The sequence below is a fragment of the Pseudomonas sp. PGPR N4 genome, from assembly GCF_059693665.1.
The window spans coordinates 12,726-29,539 of record NZ_JCAUKV010000002.1 but is presented as its reverse complement, the minus strand read 5'-3'; the positions used below and the strand labels follow the sequence as shown (position 1 = coordinate 29,539).

The 16,814-nt window shown below is 65.1% G+C and carries 14 protein-coding genes and 1 pseudogene; 4 read left to right on the top strand and 11 right to left on the bottom strand.

The window, feature by feature from the left end; genetic code table 11:
* Positions 1–66: 66 nt before the first annotated feature.
* Positions 67–510 (top strand): TadE/TadG family type IV pilus assembly protein, encoded by a 444-nt coding sequence (locus AC58X1_RS09825; protein WP_150571461.1) that lies wholly within the window; start codon positions 67–69, stop codon positions 508–510.
* Positions 507–3,143 (top strand): PAS domain-containing sensor histidine kinase, encoded by a 2,637-nt coding sequence (locus tag AC58X1_RS09820; protein WP_497428793.1) that lies wholly within the window; start codon positions 507–509, stop codon positions 3,141–3,143. Before AC58X1_RS09825 ends, AC58X1_RS09820 begins: the two co-directional genes overlap by 4 nt.
* Here the strand turns inward: AC58X1_RS09820 and AC58X1_RS09815 are convergent.
* From AC58X1_RS09815 to AC58X1_RS09785, 7 genes are all read right to left on the bottom strand, one after another.
* The gene (locus AC58X1_RS09815; protein WP_316936989.1) at positions 3,128–5,077 is read right to left on the bottom strand and encodes a pilus assembly protein TadG-related protein; all 1,950 of its coding nucleotides are present in this window, start codon (positions 5,075–5,077) and stop codon (positions 3,128–3,130) included. The two genes, AC58X1_RS09820 and AC58X1_RS09815, sit on opposite strands and share 16 nt — an antisense overlap.
* Before the next feature lie 125 nt (positions 5,078–5,202).
* On the bottom strand, positions 5,203–5,772 hold the full coding sequence (locus AC58X1_RS09810) for a DUF4136 domain-containing protein (protein WP_181089664.1): 570 nt from the start codon (positions 5,770–5,772) through the stop codon (positions 5,203–5,205).
* Positions 5,773–5,792: 20 nt separating this feature from the next.
* On the bottom strand, positions 5,793–6,425 hold the full coding sequence (locus AC58X1_RS09805) for a DUF4136 domain-containing protein (protein WP_150571464.1): 633 nt from the start codon (positions 6,423–6,425) through the stop codon (positions 5,793–5,795).
* Positions 6,426–6,447: 22 nt separating this feature from the next.
* Complete coding sequence (locus tag AC58X1_RS09800) at positions 6,448–7,197, bottom strand: methyltransferase domain-containing protein (protein ID WP_150571465.1); 750 nt, start codon at positions 7,195–7,197, stop codon at positions 6,448–6,450.
* Positions 7,194–7,499, bottom strand: coding sequence for a MazG-like family protein (locus tag AC58X1_RS09795; RefSeq protein WP_101316140.1), 306 nt, complete (start codon positions 7,497–7,499; stop codon positions 7,194–7,196). The genes AC58X1_RS09800 and AC58X1_RS09795 overlap by 4 nt, the downstream gene beginning before the upstream one ends.
* Before the next feature lie 60 nt (positions 7,500–7,559).
* Complete coding sequence (locus AC58X1_RS09790; protein WP_220633019.1) at positions 7,560–8,423, bottom strand: MaoC family dehydratase; 864 nt, start codon at positions 8,421–8,423, stop codon at positions 7,560–7,562.
* Between the two features lie 2 nt (positions 8,424–8,425).
* The gene (locus AC58X1_RS09785) at positions 8,426–9,778 is read right to left on the bottom strand and encodes a 3-oxoacyl-ACP reductase (protein WP_101316142.1); all 1,353 of its coding nucleotides are present in this window, start codon (positions 9,776–9,778) and stop codon (positions 8,426–8,428) included.
* 117 nt (positions 9,779–9,895) lie between these two features.
* On the opposite strand from AC58X1_RS09785, the gene AC58X1_RS09780 reads away from it, so the two are divergent.
* A complete protein-coding gene (locus AC58X1_RS09780; RefSeq protein WP_188035270.1) occupies positions 9,896–11,173 on the top strand; it encodes an acetyl-CoA C-acetyltransferase in 1,278 nt (425 codons plus the stop codon).
* Positions 11,174–11,237: 64 nt separating this feature from the next.
* Complete coding sequence (locus tag AC58X1_RS09775; RefSeq protein WP_101316146.1) at positions 11,238–12,029, top strand: AraC family transcriptional regulator; 792 nt, start codon at positions 11,238–11,240, stop codon at positions 12,027–12,029.
* A gap of 35 nt (positions 12,030–12,064) precedes the next feature.
* Here AC58X1_RS09775 and AC58X1_RS09770 read toward each other — a convergent pair whose 3' ends face one another.
* The 4 genes and pseudogenes from AC58X1_RS09770 to AC58X1_RS09755 form a co-directional block, all read right to left on the bottom strand.
* Positions 12,065–12,793 carry a methyl-accepting chemotaxis protein gene (locus tag AC58X1_RS09770; RefSeq protein ID WP_401181835.1) on the bottom strand — a complete coding sequence of 243 codons (729 nt, stop codon included), beginning with the start codon at positions 12,791–12,793 and terminating at the stop codon, positions 12,065–12,067.
* A gap of 129 nt (positions 12,794–12,922) precedes the next feature.
* Positions 12,923–13,852: pseudogene (locus tag AC58X1_RS09765) on the bottom strand (cache domain-containing protein); the annotation flags it as partial.
* Positions 13,853–14,184: 332 nt separating this feature from the next.
* On the bottom strand, positions 14,185–14,589 hold the full coding sequence (gene cueR, locus AC58X1_RS09760; RefSeq protein ID WP_101316150.1) for a Cu(I)-responsive transcriptional regulator: 405 nt from the start codon (positions 14,587–14,589) through the stop codon (positions 14,185–14,187).
* Entirely contained in the window at positions 14,586–16,784 is a 2,199-nt protein-coding gene (locus AC58X1_RS09755; RefSeq protein WP_150571470.1) for a heavy metal translocating P-type ATPase, read from the bottom strand. The genes cueR and AC58X1_RS09755 overlap by 4 nt, the downstream gene beginning before the upstream one ends.
* Positions 16,785–16,814 lie beyond the last annotated feature (30 nt).

Sequence of the window (16,814 nt, the reverse complement as noted above, 5' to 3'; positions counted from 1 at the left end):
GCCATCCCTATTCGTTGAACACTTCTATGCTCAGAGGCAGGTTTCATAGTCAGGGTAGACGCGAACATGCAAGCAGGCTCGGCGGGACGGCAAAAAGGCGCAGCAGCCATCGAATTTGTCGCTGTATTCATGGTGTTTTTTGCAGTGTTCTACGGGCTGGTCAGCTATGCGCTACCGATGCTCATGCTGCAATCGTTCAATCAGGCCAGCAGCGAGGCGGTACGCCGCTGTGTGGCCCTCGACCCCACCAGTGCCTCGTATGCCACTGATGTGCAAAACGTTGCCCGTCAGGCTATCGACCAGCAACTGGCGTGGATGCCGGCGGCGCTGGGCTTTCGCTCGGCCACCGATGCCCAGGTCAGCCTGGCGGCGAACAAGCTGCTGACGGTGACCATCGACTATCCCCGTGAGCGCCTCACCGCGTTGGTGCCGGTGCTGCGCTTGCCCTTGATCGGCGAGGTGCCACGCCTGCCGGCGCGGCTCAAGGCCGAAGCGAGCCTGCAATTATGAGCGGCCTGTTCGATCGTTGGCGCACGGCGGCCGAGCCGGCCGCAGACTATCATCCACCGCTGCCGATCGGCCTGCAGGTCTGGCTGGACGATCAAGCGCGGGTATTGCGCCTGGGCGGCCCGCTGCGCAGCGTGCTCGCTTTGCCCGCGCCGGGCGCTGGGCGACTGCACGATTACCTGCAGCGGCGCAGTTGGCTGGTGATCGAAGGGGCGCCGGCCGATTGGCAAGGGCAGCCACTGGACCTGGATTTTCATGGCGTGCTTGGCCAGCCATTGCACACCCGCGGCTGGCTGCTGCGCCAGAGCGAGGGCTGGATGCTGCAGCTGTTCGATATCGGTGACCTGCTGCACGAACACGCCAGCACGCAGCAGCAACAGGTCGAGCAGCAGCTTGCAGCCGATATCAGCCGTGCCCTGCGCGACTGCAGTGAAGCGCATCTGCAGCAAACCGTCAGCGAACAACTGCAGCGCCTGGCCGAGCACTGGCAAGCGGCCTCGCTGCAGTTGTTACTCTGCGACGATCAACGGTGGCGCAGCTACGCCCGCAGTGACGCAACCTGGCCCTGGCCTGACCCCAGCCGTTTGCAGCCGTGGTTGGCGCAGTTGCCCGCGCAGGGTTTGCTCGATGGCCCTGCGTCTGCCGAGTTGCAGGCGCTGTGTGCCGACCCCGGCCTATGCCTGCTGCCTTATCGGCAAGGGCCGCAGGTGCAAGCCTGGCTGCTGTGCGCCGGTGTCGCCACGCCGCTGCACGGTGAGCCAGCACAGGCCCTGATGCAGGCGCTGCTGCAACCGCTGCTGGGCCACCTGCACCACGCCCGCAGCGTGCATCAGGCGCGGCATCTGCAGCAGCTGCAGCAGCAGTTGGGCGCGGGTTGGTGGGAGTGGTCGCTGAATGGCCCGCTGCAGCTCGACCCATGCCTTGCCGCCAGCCTTGAGCTGCCTGCGCAAGTAAGCCTGGAGCAATGGTTGGCGCGGCTGCATCCGGCCGACCGCGAACCGCTGCAGTTGGCGCTTGAGCAAGCCTGGGCGGGCCGCGAGCTGAGTGTGAGCCTGCGCCTGCCGGGCACTGACGCACCGCGCTGGTTGCATTGGGCAGGGCAACTGCAGGGCCGCCAGTTGCGCGGCTTCATCCTCGACGTCAGTGCGCTCAAGGCCCAGGAGCTGCAAACCAGCGCCGCGCGGGCCCGGCTGGAAAACCTGATCGCCAGCTCGCCGGCAGTGATCTATGTGCAGCGCTGCAGCGACGGCGCGCTGCACAGCGAATTCTTCAGCGCCAGCTTGCAGCCCATGCTTGGCTGGGCGGCCGACAGCGAGCAGGCGCGCCAGCCTGGCCTGGCCGTGCACCCGGATGATCATGCGCTGTGGCTGCAACGCACCCGCGACCTGCTGCGCGAGGGCCAGGCCCGCTGCCGCGTGCGCCTGCGCGACAGCCGCGGCGGTTATCACTGGATTCTTGATGAAGCGCGCTTGCTGCGTGATGACCTCGGCCAGCCGCTGGAAGTGGTCGGCCTGTGGCTGGATGTCAGCGAGGCCACCGAAGCGGCTGAGCGCGTGCGCCAGAGCGAAGAGCGCTATCGGGTGCTGGTAGAAGACTCGCCCGCGATGATCTGCCGCTATCGACCTGACCTGAGCCTGATGTTCGGCAACCGGCCATTGGCCGACTACCTGCAATGCACGCCGGAGCAACTGGTAGGGATGGATCTGGGGCAGTGGTTGTCGCCGGCGCAGCGCGCAGCGTTTGTCGAGCGGCTGCGGCAGCTGACCCCGGAGCAGCCGCTGAGCAGCAGCGAAATCTGTCTGCAGCTGCCCGGCCGCGAGCACGCCTGGTGGATCTGGGCCGACCGCGGCCTGTTCGACGAGCACGGCCAACTGCTGGAAATCCAGGCCGTCGGGCGCGACAACACCGAAGTGCGGCGCAGCCAGCAGCAACTGCTGCAAGGGGCCAAGATGGCGACCTTGGGTGAACTGGCGACCGGCCTGCTGCACGAGATCAATCAGCCGCTGAATGTCATCCGGATGGCCACCGTCAACACCATCAAGCGAGTGGAAAGCGGCCTGGCCGAAACCGACTACCTGTTGGAGAAGCTGCGCCGAATCGAGGCGCAGACCGATCGCGTGGCGCGGCTGGTTGACCATATGCGCGTGTTCGGCCGGCGCTCGGAGGTAGAGCGCGAGTGGTTCCCGGCCTGGACCGCAGTGACTGCTGCGGTGGCGTTGCTCGATGAAGGCCTGCGCGGCAAAGGCGTGAGCGTGCAGGTCAGCGTGCCAGATGAACAGCCGCAAGTGCTTGGCCATCAGGATCAGCTCGAACAGGTGGTGATCAACCTGCTGGTCAACGCCCGCGATGCATTGCTCGGGCTGGGGCGGCGCGACGCGGCGATCAGCCTGCACCAGAGCCTTGAGCCGGGCAGCGTAGTGCTGTGGGTGCAGGATAACGGCGGCGGCATCGATCCCCAGCTGCATGAGCGCATCTTCGAACCGTTCTTCACCACCAAGCCTGCCGGCGTCGGTACCGGCCTTGGCCTGTCGGTCAGTCATGGCATCGTCAGCGCCATGGGCGGCAGAGTGCAGGTGAGCAATCAGGGCGACGGTGCCTGTTTCTGTATTCGCCTGCCATGTCACAGCATCAGCTGAGCGCGGCCCCCGGAGCAGGTCAGGTTGGCGCCCACGGCCGCGTTGTTGAGGTCGATCCCGAGTACCTTCAGCAGGGCGTTGACCAATGGATCGAGGAGGGGGCTGAGCAGGCTTTTGATCACCGGCTCCAGCAGCAGCTTGACGCCGTCGAGCAGGCCGGCGGTCAGCACCAGAATGTCGCCCAGGGCGCTGTTGCTGGTGGGCTTGTAGGCCTCCAGATGAATCCCCATGAGGGTGTCGCTGAGGCTGGCGACCACCAGGGTGTCCGCCAACGGCAGATACGCCGGCGCCAGGCCGATGTTCGGCGGTTCGCTGCTGGCTTTGAACAACAACGGCAGGTCCAGCGGGCCGCTGCCGAGGACCTTGCTGTTGACCCGCACACCGATGCCGCCACCGGCATACGGCACCCGGGTGCCGCACGAGGGCGGCAGGATCAGCAGGCGGCTGCAATAGTTGGTACCGATGTCGATCAGCGGCAGCGCCTTGACTGCTGTGGTGCCTTGGGTGAAGAAAGTCTCAGGGGTATCGAATTTGCCAACCGCGATTTTTACCGCTGATTTGCGCGACGCTGTTTTCAGGCTCTTGGGTGAGCAACTGAACGCATCCGCCGCAGTGGGCGTGAGCATCGCGCTGGCCTCGGCCACTTCCAGGCCGATGTCGATGTGCAGCTTGTCTTCGAGCAGTTTGATGTCGCTGACCTTGCACGGTATCCCGAGCGCGCAGCCTACCGATTGCAGCGTGCCGGACAGATTGAGGCTGAGCAGATTGTTGAGGATATTGGTCAACGGCGCGGCCAGGTCGAGCACTGCATTGAGCAGCCCGGCGATGCCACCCAGCAGCGGCAGGTCAAGGGAGATCAGGGCCCGGATCTGCGCAGTGTGAACAGCCAGTTGATCCTTGCTCGGGTCTCCGATTGCCGAGATCTGCTGCGGCTCGATCACCTTGATGCGCACGCGGCCGTTGAGCAGCCCCAGTACGCTGAGCGGCAGATCGGCGGTTACCGCGCTGTCCCTGGCGGCCAGCTGGATCACCCCCTGCACCATTTGCAGCAGCTGGATGTTCGCATCCAGGCCGGCTTGGGCGGTGCCGTTCTGAATGTTCAGCAGTTCGCCCAGATTGAGCAGGGTACCGTTGGCGCTGCCGGCCGCCAGATTGCCCAGATTGGTCACTACATCCACTGCAGCGCCGCCTTGCTGCAAGACCTTGGCGGCGGCGTTGAGTAACTGACTCAGGGTGGCGTCGGCGTTGAGCAGTTGCTGGTAGTCGCCGGCCTTGACCTTGAGGTCGATGGCCAACTGATCGAGGTATTTGAGCAGGTTGATGTCTGTGTCGGCGATACCCTGCCAGCCGGCGAGGCTGAGTTGTGCAGTACTGCCAAGCGCACTCAACAGGCCGTTGAGCAAGCTCGACTGACGCGAATCCAGGTTAACCAGGGTAGTGCGAATGCGCAGCATGGCCTGGGCGGGGAGGGGCTTGGCCGCCACGGCGCTGGCGCGCAAGGTCGAGGTGGCTGGCAGCTGGCCGTTGCGCACCAGCGCGAACACGCCGCCGGCAATGCTGGTAGTGACCGTATGGCTGACATCAACCTTGATCACTTCGGCACGGGCATTGTTGCTGGTAAAGGCGCGCACGCTGTTGGCGCCGGTCTGCAGGTAGCCACAAAGCGCCTGCAGCGGATCCTCCGGCAAGTGGCCGTTGCGGGTCGCCGCAGCGCGGGCAATGGCGCTGGCTTGTGGGCCGCTGCCCGTGCATACGGCGGATTGGCCGGCGGCTTCCAGCGCCGCCATGTCGGCAATCCGCTGCAACTTGCGTTGCTCAAGATAGAGTCTGCCGCTGTCGACTACCAACAACAGAAACAGCAACGCCAGGCCGAGCGTCATCGCCGCCATCAGGCCGATTGCGCCGCGTTGGCGCAGGGCAGAACGCGTACCCACAGGCACTCCTTTGCCGACCTTCAGCCATGCAGCGTGGCGGCGGTGTCAGGAGTGTAGTCAAAGTGATGGCGAGTTGCCTTGATGGCAGCGCGGATGCGCCACAGGCGAACCTGTGGCGCTCAGGGCTATTTGGCGCGGCCTGGTGGATACTGGCTGAGGACCTGGTCGACGGTCTTCTGAATAGCCTGGTTACGCTCTTCCGGGCTTGGCGGGTAGCGGTTCATGATCTGCTCGGCGCTGCCGCGCCAGACCAGCTTGTCATCGCGGCCGTCGAACATGTCGACCTGAATGGTCGCGACCTTGTAGTCGACGTTGCGCGTTTCGTTGTACATCGGCCCGCCCCAATAGCCACCCCAGTAACCGCCCCAGCCGCCGCCATAGTTGGTGGTGATCTGCTGCTGGCGCTGCTCGACGATCAGGTAGGCGCGCAGTTTGAGGTCTGCGCGAGCGTTACCCTGGGCCAGGCGCAAGCCGCGTTGATCGAGCTGCTGCTCGACCGCCTGGCGAATCCGCTGTTCAGTGAGGTCGCTCTTGATCCGTGGATCGTCCGGACGGTATTGCAAGGCCGGCTCCTGCCAGGCCCAGGTGCGATAGCCGGCAAAATCGCGACCGGCGTCGAAATCCTGCTGGACGTTATTGCTCGAACAGGCGCCGAGCAGCAACGCCAGGGACAACACAACGAGACTGCGCAGCATGGTGGTTTCTCCGTTAAGCATTAACTGGGAGGATAGCCGTTGAGTGCCTTGTGCACGGATTCGCGCAGGGCGCTCTCGCGGTCGCGTGGTGAGTCGTTGTCGGCGCCGCTTTCGGCGCTGGCGCTCCACACCGGCTGACCATCACGGGCATCGAAAAAGGCGATGTGCACCACCATCACCTCAACCTGGTAGGTGCGCACGATCGGCACGCTGCCGTACGCGCCGTAGCCGTTGCGGTAGCCGCCATAACCGATGCCGCCATACGGTGCGCCACCGTAGTAAGGATCGTAGTCGTAATCGCGGACCTGGCGCAGGCGTCGCTCCAGGCGCAGGTCGGCGCTGACCAACAGATCCGCCTGGCCATTGTGCGCCGGGCGCAGCCCGTGCTGATCGAGCGCGCCGCTGACGGCATCGGCCAGTTGCGCGGGGTCGGCGTTGGCTGTGCCGCTGGGCAACTGACCATTGCGCCAGCCCCAGCTGCGGTAGCGGCCGTAGTCGCGTGGCGCGCTTGGGTAGGCGCTGCGATCAAAGGTGGTCGCGGCACTGGCCGGGGCGGGCGGGATCGGCTTGCCGCTGGCCACATACGGGTTACTGCCTTGGCATGCGGCCAGGGCGAAGGGCAGCAGGGCCAGGCAGACAAGACGGTTGAGCATGGTTCCTCCTGGCGCGGTGCAGTCAGAGCGGGCGGCAGACCCAATGCAGGTAGCGGCCCAGGCCGGCGAAGCTTGGGTGGCGGCGGTGAGCCAGCTCCATCTCGAGCAGGTCGAGCAGCTCGGCCTTGTCCTGGAAGTCCTTGGGCATGTAGTCGTGGAACACGCGAACGCCACTTTCAGTTTCGACCGCCCACAGGCCTTCAAGTTGCGCGCGCAGTTCGCGCGGATCAAGTGGTTTCTGCGGGGTCAGGCTCTGCTTCTCGCCGGCCAGGTGATTGCTGCGCAGTTTGCGGAAATGGCCCTTGAGCAGGTTGCGGTAAACCAGTGCATCGCGGTTGTAGAATGCCAGCGACAGCCAGCCACCCGGCGCCGTCAGTTGATGCAGCACCGGCAGAATGGTCTCGGGTTCGGCCAGCCACTCGAGCACGGCATGGCACAGCACCAGGTCATAAGGCTCGGTTAACTGGCCAAGCAGATCTTGCCAGGGGGCCTGGATGAAAGTCGCGGTCTGCCCGGCTTCGGCAAAGCGGGCCCTGGCGCCATCGAGCATCGGTGCCGCCGGCTCGGCGAGGGTCACCTGATGCCCGCGCTCGGCCAGCCACAGCGCCATGTGGCCAAGGCCGGCGCCGATGTCGAGAATACGCAGCGGGCGATCGGGCAAGGCTTCGGCGAGGTCGGCTTGGAGCACAGCCAAGCGGATGGCACCTTTGGCACCGCCGTAGATTTTTTCTGCGAAGCGCGTGGCCAGGTGATCGAAATGACGGTCGTTCATCGAGCGAAGCGCCTTTCGCTGTCGGCCAGCTTGGCCCGCACCACCTGGTCCATGTCCAGGCCCAGCTCGCTGCACAGCAACAGCAGATAGAGGACCACGTCGCCGACCTCCTGGCCGGCATGGGCGAGTTGCTCGGGGGCGAGCTGGCGCGACTGGTCTTCGGTCAGCCACTGGAAGATTTCTACCAGCTCGGCCATTTCCACGCTGGCGGCCATGGCCAGGTTTTTCGGACTGTGAAAGCCGCGCCAGTCGTTGTTGTCGCGGATCTGGTGCAGGCGTGTGGTCAGTTCTTGCAAATTCATCGGGGCTCTCCTAATGGCGCATAGCTTCCGGCCAGCCCCGACGTAAAGCAAGTTTGCCGATCAGTTCGGCGCAATCGGCTGCCAGCGGCCCAGCATGTGCAGCAGGTCAGCGTGGCCATCCAGGCGCAGCTCGCCTTGCGCGCCGGCAGCACTGGCGCTGAGCACTACCTCCGACGGCAAGCGCACCGGTTTGAGAAAATCCACTTCGAACACATAGCCGGCCGCCGGCAGGTGCCCGGCCAGCGCAGCCATGGCCATGGCCTTGCTCCACATGCCATGGGCGATCGCCTTGGGGAAGCCGAACAGCTTGGCGGTTGGCGCACTCAGGTGGATCGGGTTGTAGTCGCCACAGACCTTGGCGTAGCGCCGGCCGATATCGCTGTCGGCGTACCAGCGGGTGACCTCGGCCAGCTCACTGGCGAGCTCGGCCTCGACCGGCTCACTGGCCGCTGCTTCAAGCTTGAGGCCGCGCACCAGCATGCGACTGGTTTCGCGCCAGAGCAGGCCGAGGCCGTCTTCGGCTTCGGTGATCAGTTCGAAGGTGCCGCCCTTGGGGTGGGGCTGCAGGTTGTCGGCATACACCGCGAAGTGCAGCCCGTCGATGGCGCCGAGCGGTCGCAGTACCTGAATGCTGTTGTGCAGGTGAACCAGCCCCAGCAACGGGAAGGGGAAGTCTGCCGCAGTCAGCAGTTGCAGTTGCAGGGTGAAGGCCATTACATGCGGATAGGTGGCCGGCAAGCGGCCGTTGTCGGTGAAGTGACACAGCCGGCGATAGGCCGCGAGATTGTCAGGCTGCACCCGCAACCAGCAACGCAAGCCGCTGGTGGGTAACTGGTCACCGCTGATCTTGCGTTTGCTCAAGGCCCGCAAGTACAGGCTGGCGCTGGAATCGGGGCTGTGCAGGTCTTGCCATTGGCGCGTCATGCTCATGCTCCCATCAAGGCCTGGCCACATACCCGCAGGGCCTGGCCGGTGACTGCGCCGGAGCCGGGCTGGCTAAGCCAGGCAACCGCTTCGGCAACGTCTTCCGGGCGCCCGCCCTGGCCCAGCGAACTCAGACGCCGGCCAGCCTCGCGCAGGCCCATCGGCATCGATGCGGTCATGTGCGTTTCAATAAACCCAGGTGCTACGGCATTGATGCTGGCGCCGCGGCTGGCCAGGATAGGCGCCCAGGCCTGGGCCAGACCGATCAAGCCGGCCTTGCTGGCGGCGTAGTTGGACTGGCCGCGGTTGCCGGCGATGCCGCTGACCGACGCGAGCAGGATGATCCGCGCGTTGTCGCCGAGCGCGCCGGCGTCCAGCAGCGCCTGGGTCAGCACCTGCGGCGCCTTGAGGTTGACTGCCATGACTGCGTCCCAGTAATCCGGGGTCATGTTGGCCAGGGTCTTGTCGCGGGTGATGCCAGCGTTGTGCACGACGATGTCGATACCTTCGGGCAAGCCTGCCAGCAGCTGCTCGGCGGCATCACTGGCGCAGATATCCAGCGCCAGGGCGCGGCCACCCAGGCGTGCCGCGAGTGCTTCGAGGTCCTGGCGGGCCTGCGGCACGTCGAGCAGGGTCACCTCGGCGCCATCTCGAGCGAGGGTTTGCGCAATGGCCGCGCCGATGCCACGGGCAGCGCCGGTGACCAAGGCGCGACGCCCGGCCAGCGGGCGGGTCCAGTCCTGTACCTGGCTGGCGCAGCCTTGGAGGCGCAACACCTGGCCAGAAATAAAGGCGCTCTTGGGCGACAGGAAGAAGCGTAATGCGCCTTCCAGCTGCTCGTCGGCCTCTTCGCTGACATACAGCAACTGCGCGGTGGCGCCGTTGCGCAGCTCTTTGCCCAGCGAGCGGCTGAAGCCTTCCAGCGCGCGTTGGGCGACGCTGGCCAGCGGATCGCCGAGGCTCTCCGGAGCGCGCCCAAGGATGACGACATGGGCACTTGGCGCCAAGCTGCGTAGCAGCGGCTGGAAAAACTCGCGCAACTGGCAGAGCTGATCGCTGTCGGACAAATGGCTGGCGTCGAACACCACAGCCTTGAGCTTGGGCCCCAGGCCCGCTACCCAAGGCTGCGCTTGCAGCCCATCGCCGGCAAAGCTGTAGAGTTCGTCGGTGAGCCGAGCGGCAATGGCTTCGACCCGATTGGCCAGCGGCCCGCCGCCCAACACCAGCGCGCCCTCGACCGGGCGCAGGCGGCCAGCCTGCCAGCGCTCCAGCGGTGCTGGTTGCGGCAGGCCGAGGGCGTCGACCAGGCGACGGCCCAGGTTGGAGTTGGCGAAGCCGAGGTAGCGGTCAGTCATTGCGGGTCTCCCGTAAGGCAAGCATGCAAGTGTGGACCAAGTTTATGTAACGGTCGTTCGACCGGGTTAAAAACACCTAGTCTGTACGGATCAAATTGTTTCAGGAGGAATAACCGCATGCGTTCATCTCGCCGGGTCGCAATTCTGGGCGGCAATCGAATCCCGTTCGCCCGCTCCAATGGCGCCTACGCCAAGGCCAGCAACCAGGCGATGCTAACCGCTGCCCTCGAAGGCCTGCTTGAGCGCTACCGTCTGCACGGGCTGCGCCTGGGTGAAGTGGTCGCCGGGGCGGTGCTCAAGCATTCACGCGACATGAACCTGACCCGCGAATGTGTGCTCGGCTCACGCTTGTCGGCGCAAACCCCGGCCTACGATATTCAGCAGGCCTGTGGTACCGGCCTCGAGGCTGCTTTGCTGGTGGCCAACAAGATTGCCCTTGGGCAGATCGACAGTGGTATTGCCGGTGGCGTCGACACCACCTCGGATGCGCCGATCGCGGTCAGTGAAGGCTTGCGGCGGATTCTCCTGCAGGCCGGTCGTGGCAAAAACCTGGCCGAGCGCCTGAAACCGTTTCTGCAATTGCGCCCGGCCGACCTCAAACCGGCCTTGCCGAGCATCGGCGAGCCGCGTACCGGGTTGTCGATGGGTGAGCATTGCGAGCGCATGGCGCAGACCTGGCAAATCAGTCGCGAGGCCCAGGACGAATTGGCCCTGCACAGCCACCAGAAGCTGGCTGCAGCTTACGCCGAGGGTTGGCACGATGACTTGCTCACGCCTTACCTGGGCTTGAGCCGCGACAACAACCTGCGCCCGGAGCTGAGCCAGCAGCAGTTGGCCAAATTGAAGCCGGCGTTCGATCGCAGCGGCCTCGGCACCCTCACTGCCGGCAACTCGACGCCGTTGACCGACGGCGCCTCGCTGGTGCTGCTGGGCAGCGAGCAATGGGCAGCCGAGCAAGGCCTGTCGGTGCTGGCCTATGTGGTCGATGGCGAGAGCGCGGCGGTGGACTTCGTCAAAGGTCAGGAAGGCCTGCTGATGGCGCCGGTGTATGCCGTGCCGCGTCTGCTGGCGCGCAATGGCCTGAGCTTGCAGGACTTTGACTACTACGAAATCCACGAGGCGTTTGCCGCCCAGGTGCTGTGCACGCTCAAAGCCTGGGAAGATGACGAGTATTGCCGCACGCGGTTGGGGCTGGACGCGGCGCTGGGGCCAATCGACCGCAGCAAGTTGAACGTCAAAGGCAGTTCGCTGGCAGCGGGGCATCCGTTTGCCGCAACCGGCGGTCGGGTGCTGGCGAACATGGCCAAGCTTCTGGCAACGGCCGGCAAGGGTCGCGGTTTGATTTCGATCTGCGCGGCGGGCGGCCAGGGCTTGACCATGATCGTCGAGCGTTGAGCCTGGGCTGGCTGCTCGGGCAAACCTGTTAGGCTTGTCTGATCAGAACAACTAGATTGACACCATGCCGAGCAACGGACAACTGACCGCCCCGCGCCCCATCCCTACGCTGGAGCGCCTGCCACGCCCCGTCTATGCCCGCGCCGAGAGCCTCGGCGCCGGCTCATGGACCACTCGCCATCGGCATGACTGGGTGCAGTTTTCCTACGCCATCAGTGGAGTCTTGAGCGTCTATACCAGCGACGGCAGCTACTTCGCCCCGCCGCAGTGGGGCGTGTGGATCCCGGCTGATCTCGAGCACGATGTCGCCACCTCGATGCAAGCCGAGATGCGCAGCCTATATGTGCGCCGCGATGCCTGCCCGTGGGCCAGCGCGCAATGCCGGGTACTTGAAGTCACGCCCCTGGCGCGCGAGCTGATCAAGCAGTTCTGCCTGCTGCCTGCGCATTATCCAGAGGAAGATAGCGCAGAGGCGCGCTTGGTCGCGGTGCTGCTCGATCAGTTACGCGGGCTGCCGGAAGTCGGCTTCAGTTTGCCGCTGCCGCGTCATCCTGGCCTGCTGCGCTTGTGCAACCAGCTGATTGCCGCGCCGGATCAGACGCAGACCCTGCAAGACTGGGCGCTGCAGTTGGGCTGTTCGGAGAAGACCGTGATGCGCCTGTTGCAGCGCGAGACCGGCCTGAGCTTTCGGGTCTGGCGTCAGCGCATGCGGCTGCTGTCATCCCTGGCGTTGCTGGAAGCCGGGGAGAGTGTCACCGAAGCGGCGCTGGGCTGTGGCTATGACTCAACCTCAGCTTACATCGCCGCGTTCAAGCAGATGTTCGGCGTGACCCCAGGCGAGCTGCGCCTGCTCTGACGGCGGTTGGCCAAGAGCAGGCGCGGGCCGGCTGATCAGGTACGGAAGCGGCGGACCAGGCTGTCCAGCTCGTTCGAAAGGCCAGCCAGGCTCTCCGAGTCCTGCCGCGCGGCCTGGGCCAGTTCTGCCACCAACTGCGCATCACCGTGGATCTGGCTGATGTGCCGGTTGATGTCTTCCGCGACCTGATGCTGCTCTTCGGCGGCGGTGGCGATCTGCGTGTTCATGTCGCGGATCACGTCGACCGACTCACGGATCTGGCCAAAGCTGTCGCGGGCCAGGCCAATCCGGCTGACCGACTGCTGCGAGACATCCAGGCTGGCGTGCATCTGCTGGGCAACTTCAGCGGTGCGACTGGCGAGGTTGCCGAGCAGGCCGTCGATTTCGGCGGTGGAGTCTGCCGTGCGCTTGGCCAGCGCGCGGACTTCGTCGGCTACCACAGCAAAGCCGCGGCCTTGCTCGCCGGCCCGGGCGGCTTCGATGGCGGCGTTGAGGGCGAGCAGGTTGGTCTGCTCGGCAATCGAGCGGATGGTGCCCAGAATCGACTGGATCGCGTTGCTGTCACGCTCCAGTTGCTGGATCGACTGCGCTGATTGCTCGATCTCCTGGCTCAGGCGATCAACGCTCTGCACCGCGGCATCGATCTGCTGCTGACCTTCACGCGCCTGCTGCTGGCCGCTGTCGGCCGACTGCGCCGCCTGGCTGCAGGAACGGGCGACTTCGTTGGCGGTGGCGACCATTTCGTGGAAGGCGGTAGACACCATGTCCACTGCTTCGCGCTGACGCCCGGCCGCTTCGGCCATGTCGTTGGAGACGCGCGTCGAGCTGCTGGAGGTGCTGAGAATCTTGCCGGCGGCAGCGCCGATATGCTGGATCAGGCTGCGAATCGCGCCGAGGAACTGGTTGAACCAGCCGGCCAGTTGCGCGGTTTCATCGCGGCCGCGGACTTCCAGGCTGCGGGTCAGGTCGCCTTCGCCTTGGGCGATGTCTTCCAGGCCGCTGCTGACGCTGTTGATCGGGCGCACGATGAGCTTGGCGAACGCGGCACCGACGATTGCGAACAACGCGGCCAGGACCAGCGCAATAGTGCCGATCAGCCAGGTCAGGCGGGTGGTGGTCTGCATCACCTCGCCTTCCTGGATCAGGCCAATGAAGGTCCAACCGAGGGTTTCATCCGGGTAGATGTTGGCCATGTAGCGCTCGCCATTGATCTCGACTTGCACCAGGCCCTTGCCGGCCTTGGCCAGCTCGGCGTAACCGCCGCCAAAGCTGCTCAGTTGCTTGAAGTTGTGGCTGGCGTCGCGTGGGTCGACCATCACGTTGCCGTTGTTTTCCATGAGGATCAGGTAGCCGCTTTCGCCTAGCTTGATCTTCTTGACGATTTCGGTGAGGCCGTTCAGCGAGACGTCGATGTTGACCACGCCGCCGGGGCTGCCCAGCTGGTTGGTTACCGTGCGCACGGTGCTGACCAGCACGGCATCATCGGCTGCCCAGTAATAGGCGCCGGTGCGGATGGTCTTGCCGGGGTTGGCCATGGCCAGTTGGTACCAAGGGCGCTGGCGCGGATCGTAATTGACGAACTTCTGCCCGGCCGGCCAGCCGACGTAGCCGCCGTCGGCGACCCCGTAGGACAGGTAGGCGTAAGCCGGGTGGGCGTCGGCCAGGCGGGTGAAGAAGTCGAGCACCTTGGCGTCTTGCTCGCCCAGGGTGTAAGACGGGTTGGCGCTGGTGTACTTGTTCAGCTCGCTACCGGTGGCGGCAACCATTGGCTGCGCGGCCATGTAGTTGACGTTCTGGTCGATGCCCTGGAAGAAGATGTTCATCGCATTGCTGACCTGGCGAATCTCTCGGCTGCTGTTGTCGAGAAAATCATCGCGGGCCTCGCCGCGCAGGTTGACCACTACCAGGGTAGCCACGAGGACGATGGGCAAGCCGGCAATCACGGCAAACGCCCAAGTCAGTTTTTGTTTGATGTTCATCCACGCTCCCGGAGTATTTTTTTTATCGACGCATGAAACAGGCACTTCAGGGCATCGGCAGCGTGGGCGATTTATAGAGGTCAAATCCCTGTATTTATTGGCCGACGTCGCGTTTGGCGACGATTCGGTCGTGATTGGGCTAATACGGCATACCAAACTGGGCAGGGCAGTGTGGTTTAGCTACAGCAGGCTTTGCCGCTGGCCAGATCCTTGAGGATCGGGCAGTCGGGGCGGTCATCGCCGTGGCAATCGGCAACCAGCTGGCTAAGAGTGTCACGCAGGCTGACCAGCTCTTCGATGCGCGTGTTCAGCGCAGCGATGTGCTCGTTGGCCAGGGCTTTGACATCGGCGCTGGCGCGTTCACGGTCTTGCCACAGAGTCAGCAGCCTGGCGACTTCCTCCAGAGAAAAGCCAAGATCGCGTGAGCGCTTGATGAAGGCCAGGCTGTGCAGGTCCTGCTGTTGGTAGAGGCGATAGCCGCTGTCGCTGCGTTGCGCCGGTTTAAGCAGGCCGATCGACTCGTAATAACGGATCATCTTGCTGCTCAGCCCGCTGAGGCGGGCAGCCTGGCCGATATTCATGGTGCCTCCTGCTGGTCGTTGTCGGGTTTCCAGGTTTTCAGCCACAGCGCATTGCTCACCACGCTGACGCTCGACAGGGCCATGGCGGCGCCCGCCAGCACCGGGTTGAGCAGGCCAAACGCGGCCAACGGGATGCCGACCAGGTTGTAGATGAAGGCCCAGAACAGGTTCTGGCGGATCTTGGCGTAGGTCTTGCGGCTGATTTCCAGGGCTGCCGGCACCAGCCGCGGGTCACCGCGCATCAGGGTAATGCCGGCGGCCTGCATGGCGACATCGGTGCCACCGCCCATGGCGATACCGATGTCGGCGGCGGCCAGGGCCGGGGCGTCATTGATACCGTCACCGACCATAGCCACCACGCCGTCGCGTTTGAGCACGGTCACGGTAGCGGCTTTGTCGGCCGGCAGTACTTCGGCGTAGACATCCTCGATGCCCAGCGCGTCGGCGACCACCTTGGCACTGCCGCGGTTGTCGCCGGTCAGCAGGTGGCTGCTGACGCCTCGCGCGCGCAGACTGCGCACGGCCTCTGCGGCACCGGGCTTGAGGCTGTCACCAAAGGCCAGCAGGCCGAGCACCTGCGGCTGCGGTGCCTGTTCGATCAGCCACGACAGGGTGCGGCCTTCGGCTTCCCAGGTCTGTGCTTTGCCTGCAAGCTCGCCGGGTTGCAGCTGGCTGTCTTCGAGCAAACGCCGGTTGCCGAGGGCCAACTGGCGTTGCTCGACCACGCCGGCGATGCCGCGCCCGGTCAGTGACTGGCTGTCGCTGACGGGCGGCACGTCCAGGCCATGTTCGCTGCAGGCGCCGAGCACCGCTTTGGCCAGCGGGTGCTCACTGCCCTGTTGCAGTGCCCCGGCCAGACGCAACAAGTGCGCTTCATCGGCAACGGCGGCCAGGCTGTGGACAATGCGCGGGCTGCCTGAGGTCAGCGTACCGGTCTTGTCGAACACCACGCGGTTGACGGCGTGGGCGCGCTCCAGCGCCTCGGCATCCTTGATCAGAATGCCGTGGCGGGCGGCCACGCCAGTGCCGGCCATGATCGCTGCAGGCGTCGCCAGGCCAAGCGCACATGGGCAGGCAATTACCAGTACGGCGACGGCGTTGATCAAGGCGGTTTCCAGCGGTGCGCCATACCACCACCAGCCGAGCAGGGTAATCAGAGCGATCACCAGCACCGCCGGGACGAACACCTGGCTGACCCGGTCGACCAGTTTCTGAATCGGCGCCTTGGCCGCCTGGGCATCCTCGACCAGGCGAATGATCCTCGCGAGTACCGTTTCGGTGCCTAGTGCCAGGGTGCGTACCAGCAGTTGGCCTTCGCCATTGATGGCGCCGCCGGTGACCGGGTCACCGGGGTGCTTGGGTACCGGCAGGCTCTCGCCGCTGATCAGCGCCTCGTCGGCGTGGCTGCTGCCTTCGATGACTTCGCCGTCGACCGGGAAGCGCTCGCCGGGTTTGACTCGGACCAGATCGTGCAGGCGCAGTTGGCTGATCGGCACATCCTCCTCACGCCCATCGAGCACGCGCAGGGCGCGCTCCGGGCGCAGCGCCTCGAGGGCGCGGATGGCGCTGGCGGTCTGGCGTTTGGCGCGGCTTTCGAGGTATTTGCCGAGCAGCACCAGGGCGATGACCACTGCCGAGGCCTCGAAGTACAGGTGCGGCTCTACCCCTAGCGGAGCATTGGCCCATTGATACAGGCTCAGGCCGTAACCGGCACTGGTGCCGAGCGCAACCAGCAGGTCCATGTTGCCGGCGGCTGCGCGCACGGCTTTCCAGGCTGCTCTGTAAAAACGTGCGCCGAGAATGAACTGCACCGGCGTAGCCAAGGCAAACTGCGCCCAGGCCGGCAGCATCCAGTGCACGCCGAACGGCTGCAGGAGCATCGGCAACACCAGTGGCAGCGCCAGCAGCACCGCAGCGGCCACGGCCAGGCGCTCATTGCGCAAATGGCGCTGGGCATCATCAGGGTCGGGCGCAGCGGCATCCGGCATGGATGCTTCGTAGCCGGCCTGACGTACAGCCTCGACCAACGCAGGCAGGGTTTGCGCTGGAGCTTCGACACGGGCGGTCTCGGTTGCCAGGTTGACGCTCACCTGCGCCGCGCCGGGCACCTTGCGCAGGGCGCGCTCGACACGCCCGGCGCAGCTGGCGCAGGTCATGCCGCTGATGGGCAGGTCAAAAACAGTGGATGCAGACATGGCTGGCCTCCTTGGACAGGCCTGCAGCAT

Excerpts from the sequence above, each read along its gene's own strand:
- AC58X1_RS09825 (WP_150571461.1), top strand. The coding sequence starts at position 67 with ATGCAAGCAGGCTCGGCGGGACGGCAAAAAGGCGCAGCAGCCATCGAA.
- AC58X1_RS09820 (WP_497428793.1), top strand. The coding sequence starts at position 507 with ATGAGCGGCCTGTTCGATCGTTGGCGCACGGCGGCCGAGCCGGCCGCA.
- AC58X1_RS09810 (WP_181089664.1), bottom strand. The coding sequence starts at position 5,772 with ATGCTGCGCAGTCTCGTTGTGTTGTCCCTGGCGTTGCTGCTCGGCGCC.
- AC58X1_RS09805 (WP_150571464.1), bottom strand. The coding sequence starts at position 6,425 with ATGCTCAACCGTCTTGTCTGCCTGGCCCTGCTGCCCTTCGCCCTGGCC.
- AC58X1_RS09800 (WP_150571465.1), bottom strand. The coding sequence starts at position 7,197 with ATGAACGACCGTCATTTCGATCACCTGGCCACGCGCTTCGCAGAAAAA.
- AC58X1_RS09795 (WP_101316140.1), bottom strand. The coding sequence starts at position 7,499 with ATGAATTTGCAAGAACTGACCACACGCCTGCACCAGATCCGCGACAAC.
- AC58X1_RS09790 (WP_220633019.1), bottom strand. The coding sequence starts at position 8,423 with ATGACGCGCCAATGGCAAGACCTGCACAGCCCCGATTCCAGCGCCAGC.
- AC58X1_RS09785 (WP_101316142.1), bottom strand. The coding sequence starts at position 9,778 with ATGACTGACCGCTACCTCGGCTTCGCCAACTCCAACCTGGGCCGTCGC.
- AC58X1_RS09780 (WP_188035270.1), top strand. The coding sequence starts at position 9,896 with ATGCGTTCATCTCGCCGGGTCGCAATTCTGGGCGGCAATCGAATCCCG.
- AC58X1_RS09775 (WP_101316146.1), top strand. The coding sequence starts at position 11,238 with ATGCCGAGCAACGGACAACTGACCGCCCCGCGCCCCATCCCTACGCTG.
- AC58X1_RS09770 (WP_401181835.1), bottom strand. The coding sequence starts at position 12,793 with ATGGTGTCTACCGCCTTCCACGAAATGGTCGCCACCGCCAACGAAGTC.
- cueR (WP_101316150.1), bottom strand. The coding sequence starts at position 14,589 with ATGAATATCGGCCAGGCTGCCCGCCTCAGCGGGCTGAGCAGCAAGATG.
- AC58X1_RS09755 (WP_150571470.1), bottom strand. The coding sequence starts at position 16,784 with ATGTCTGCATCCACTGTTTTTGACCTGCCCATCAGCGGCATGACCTGC.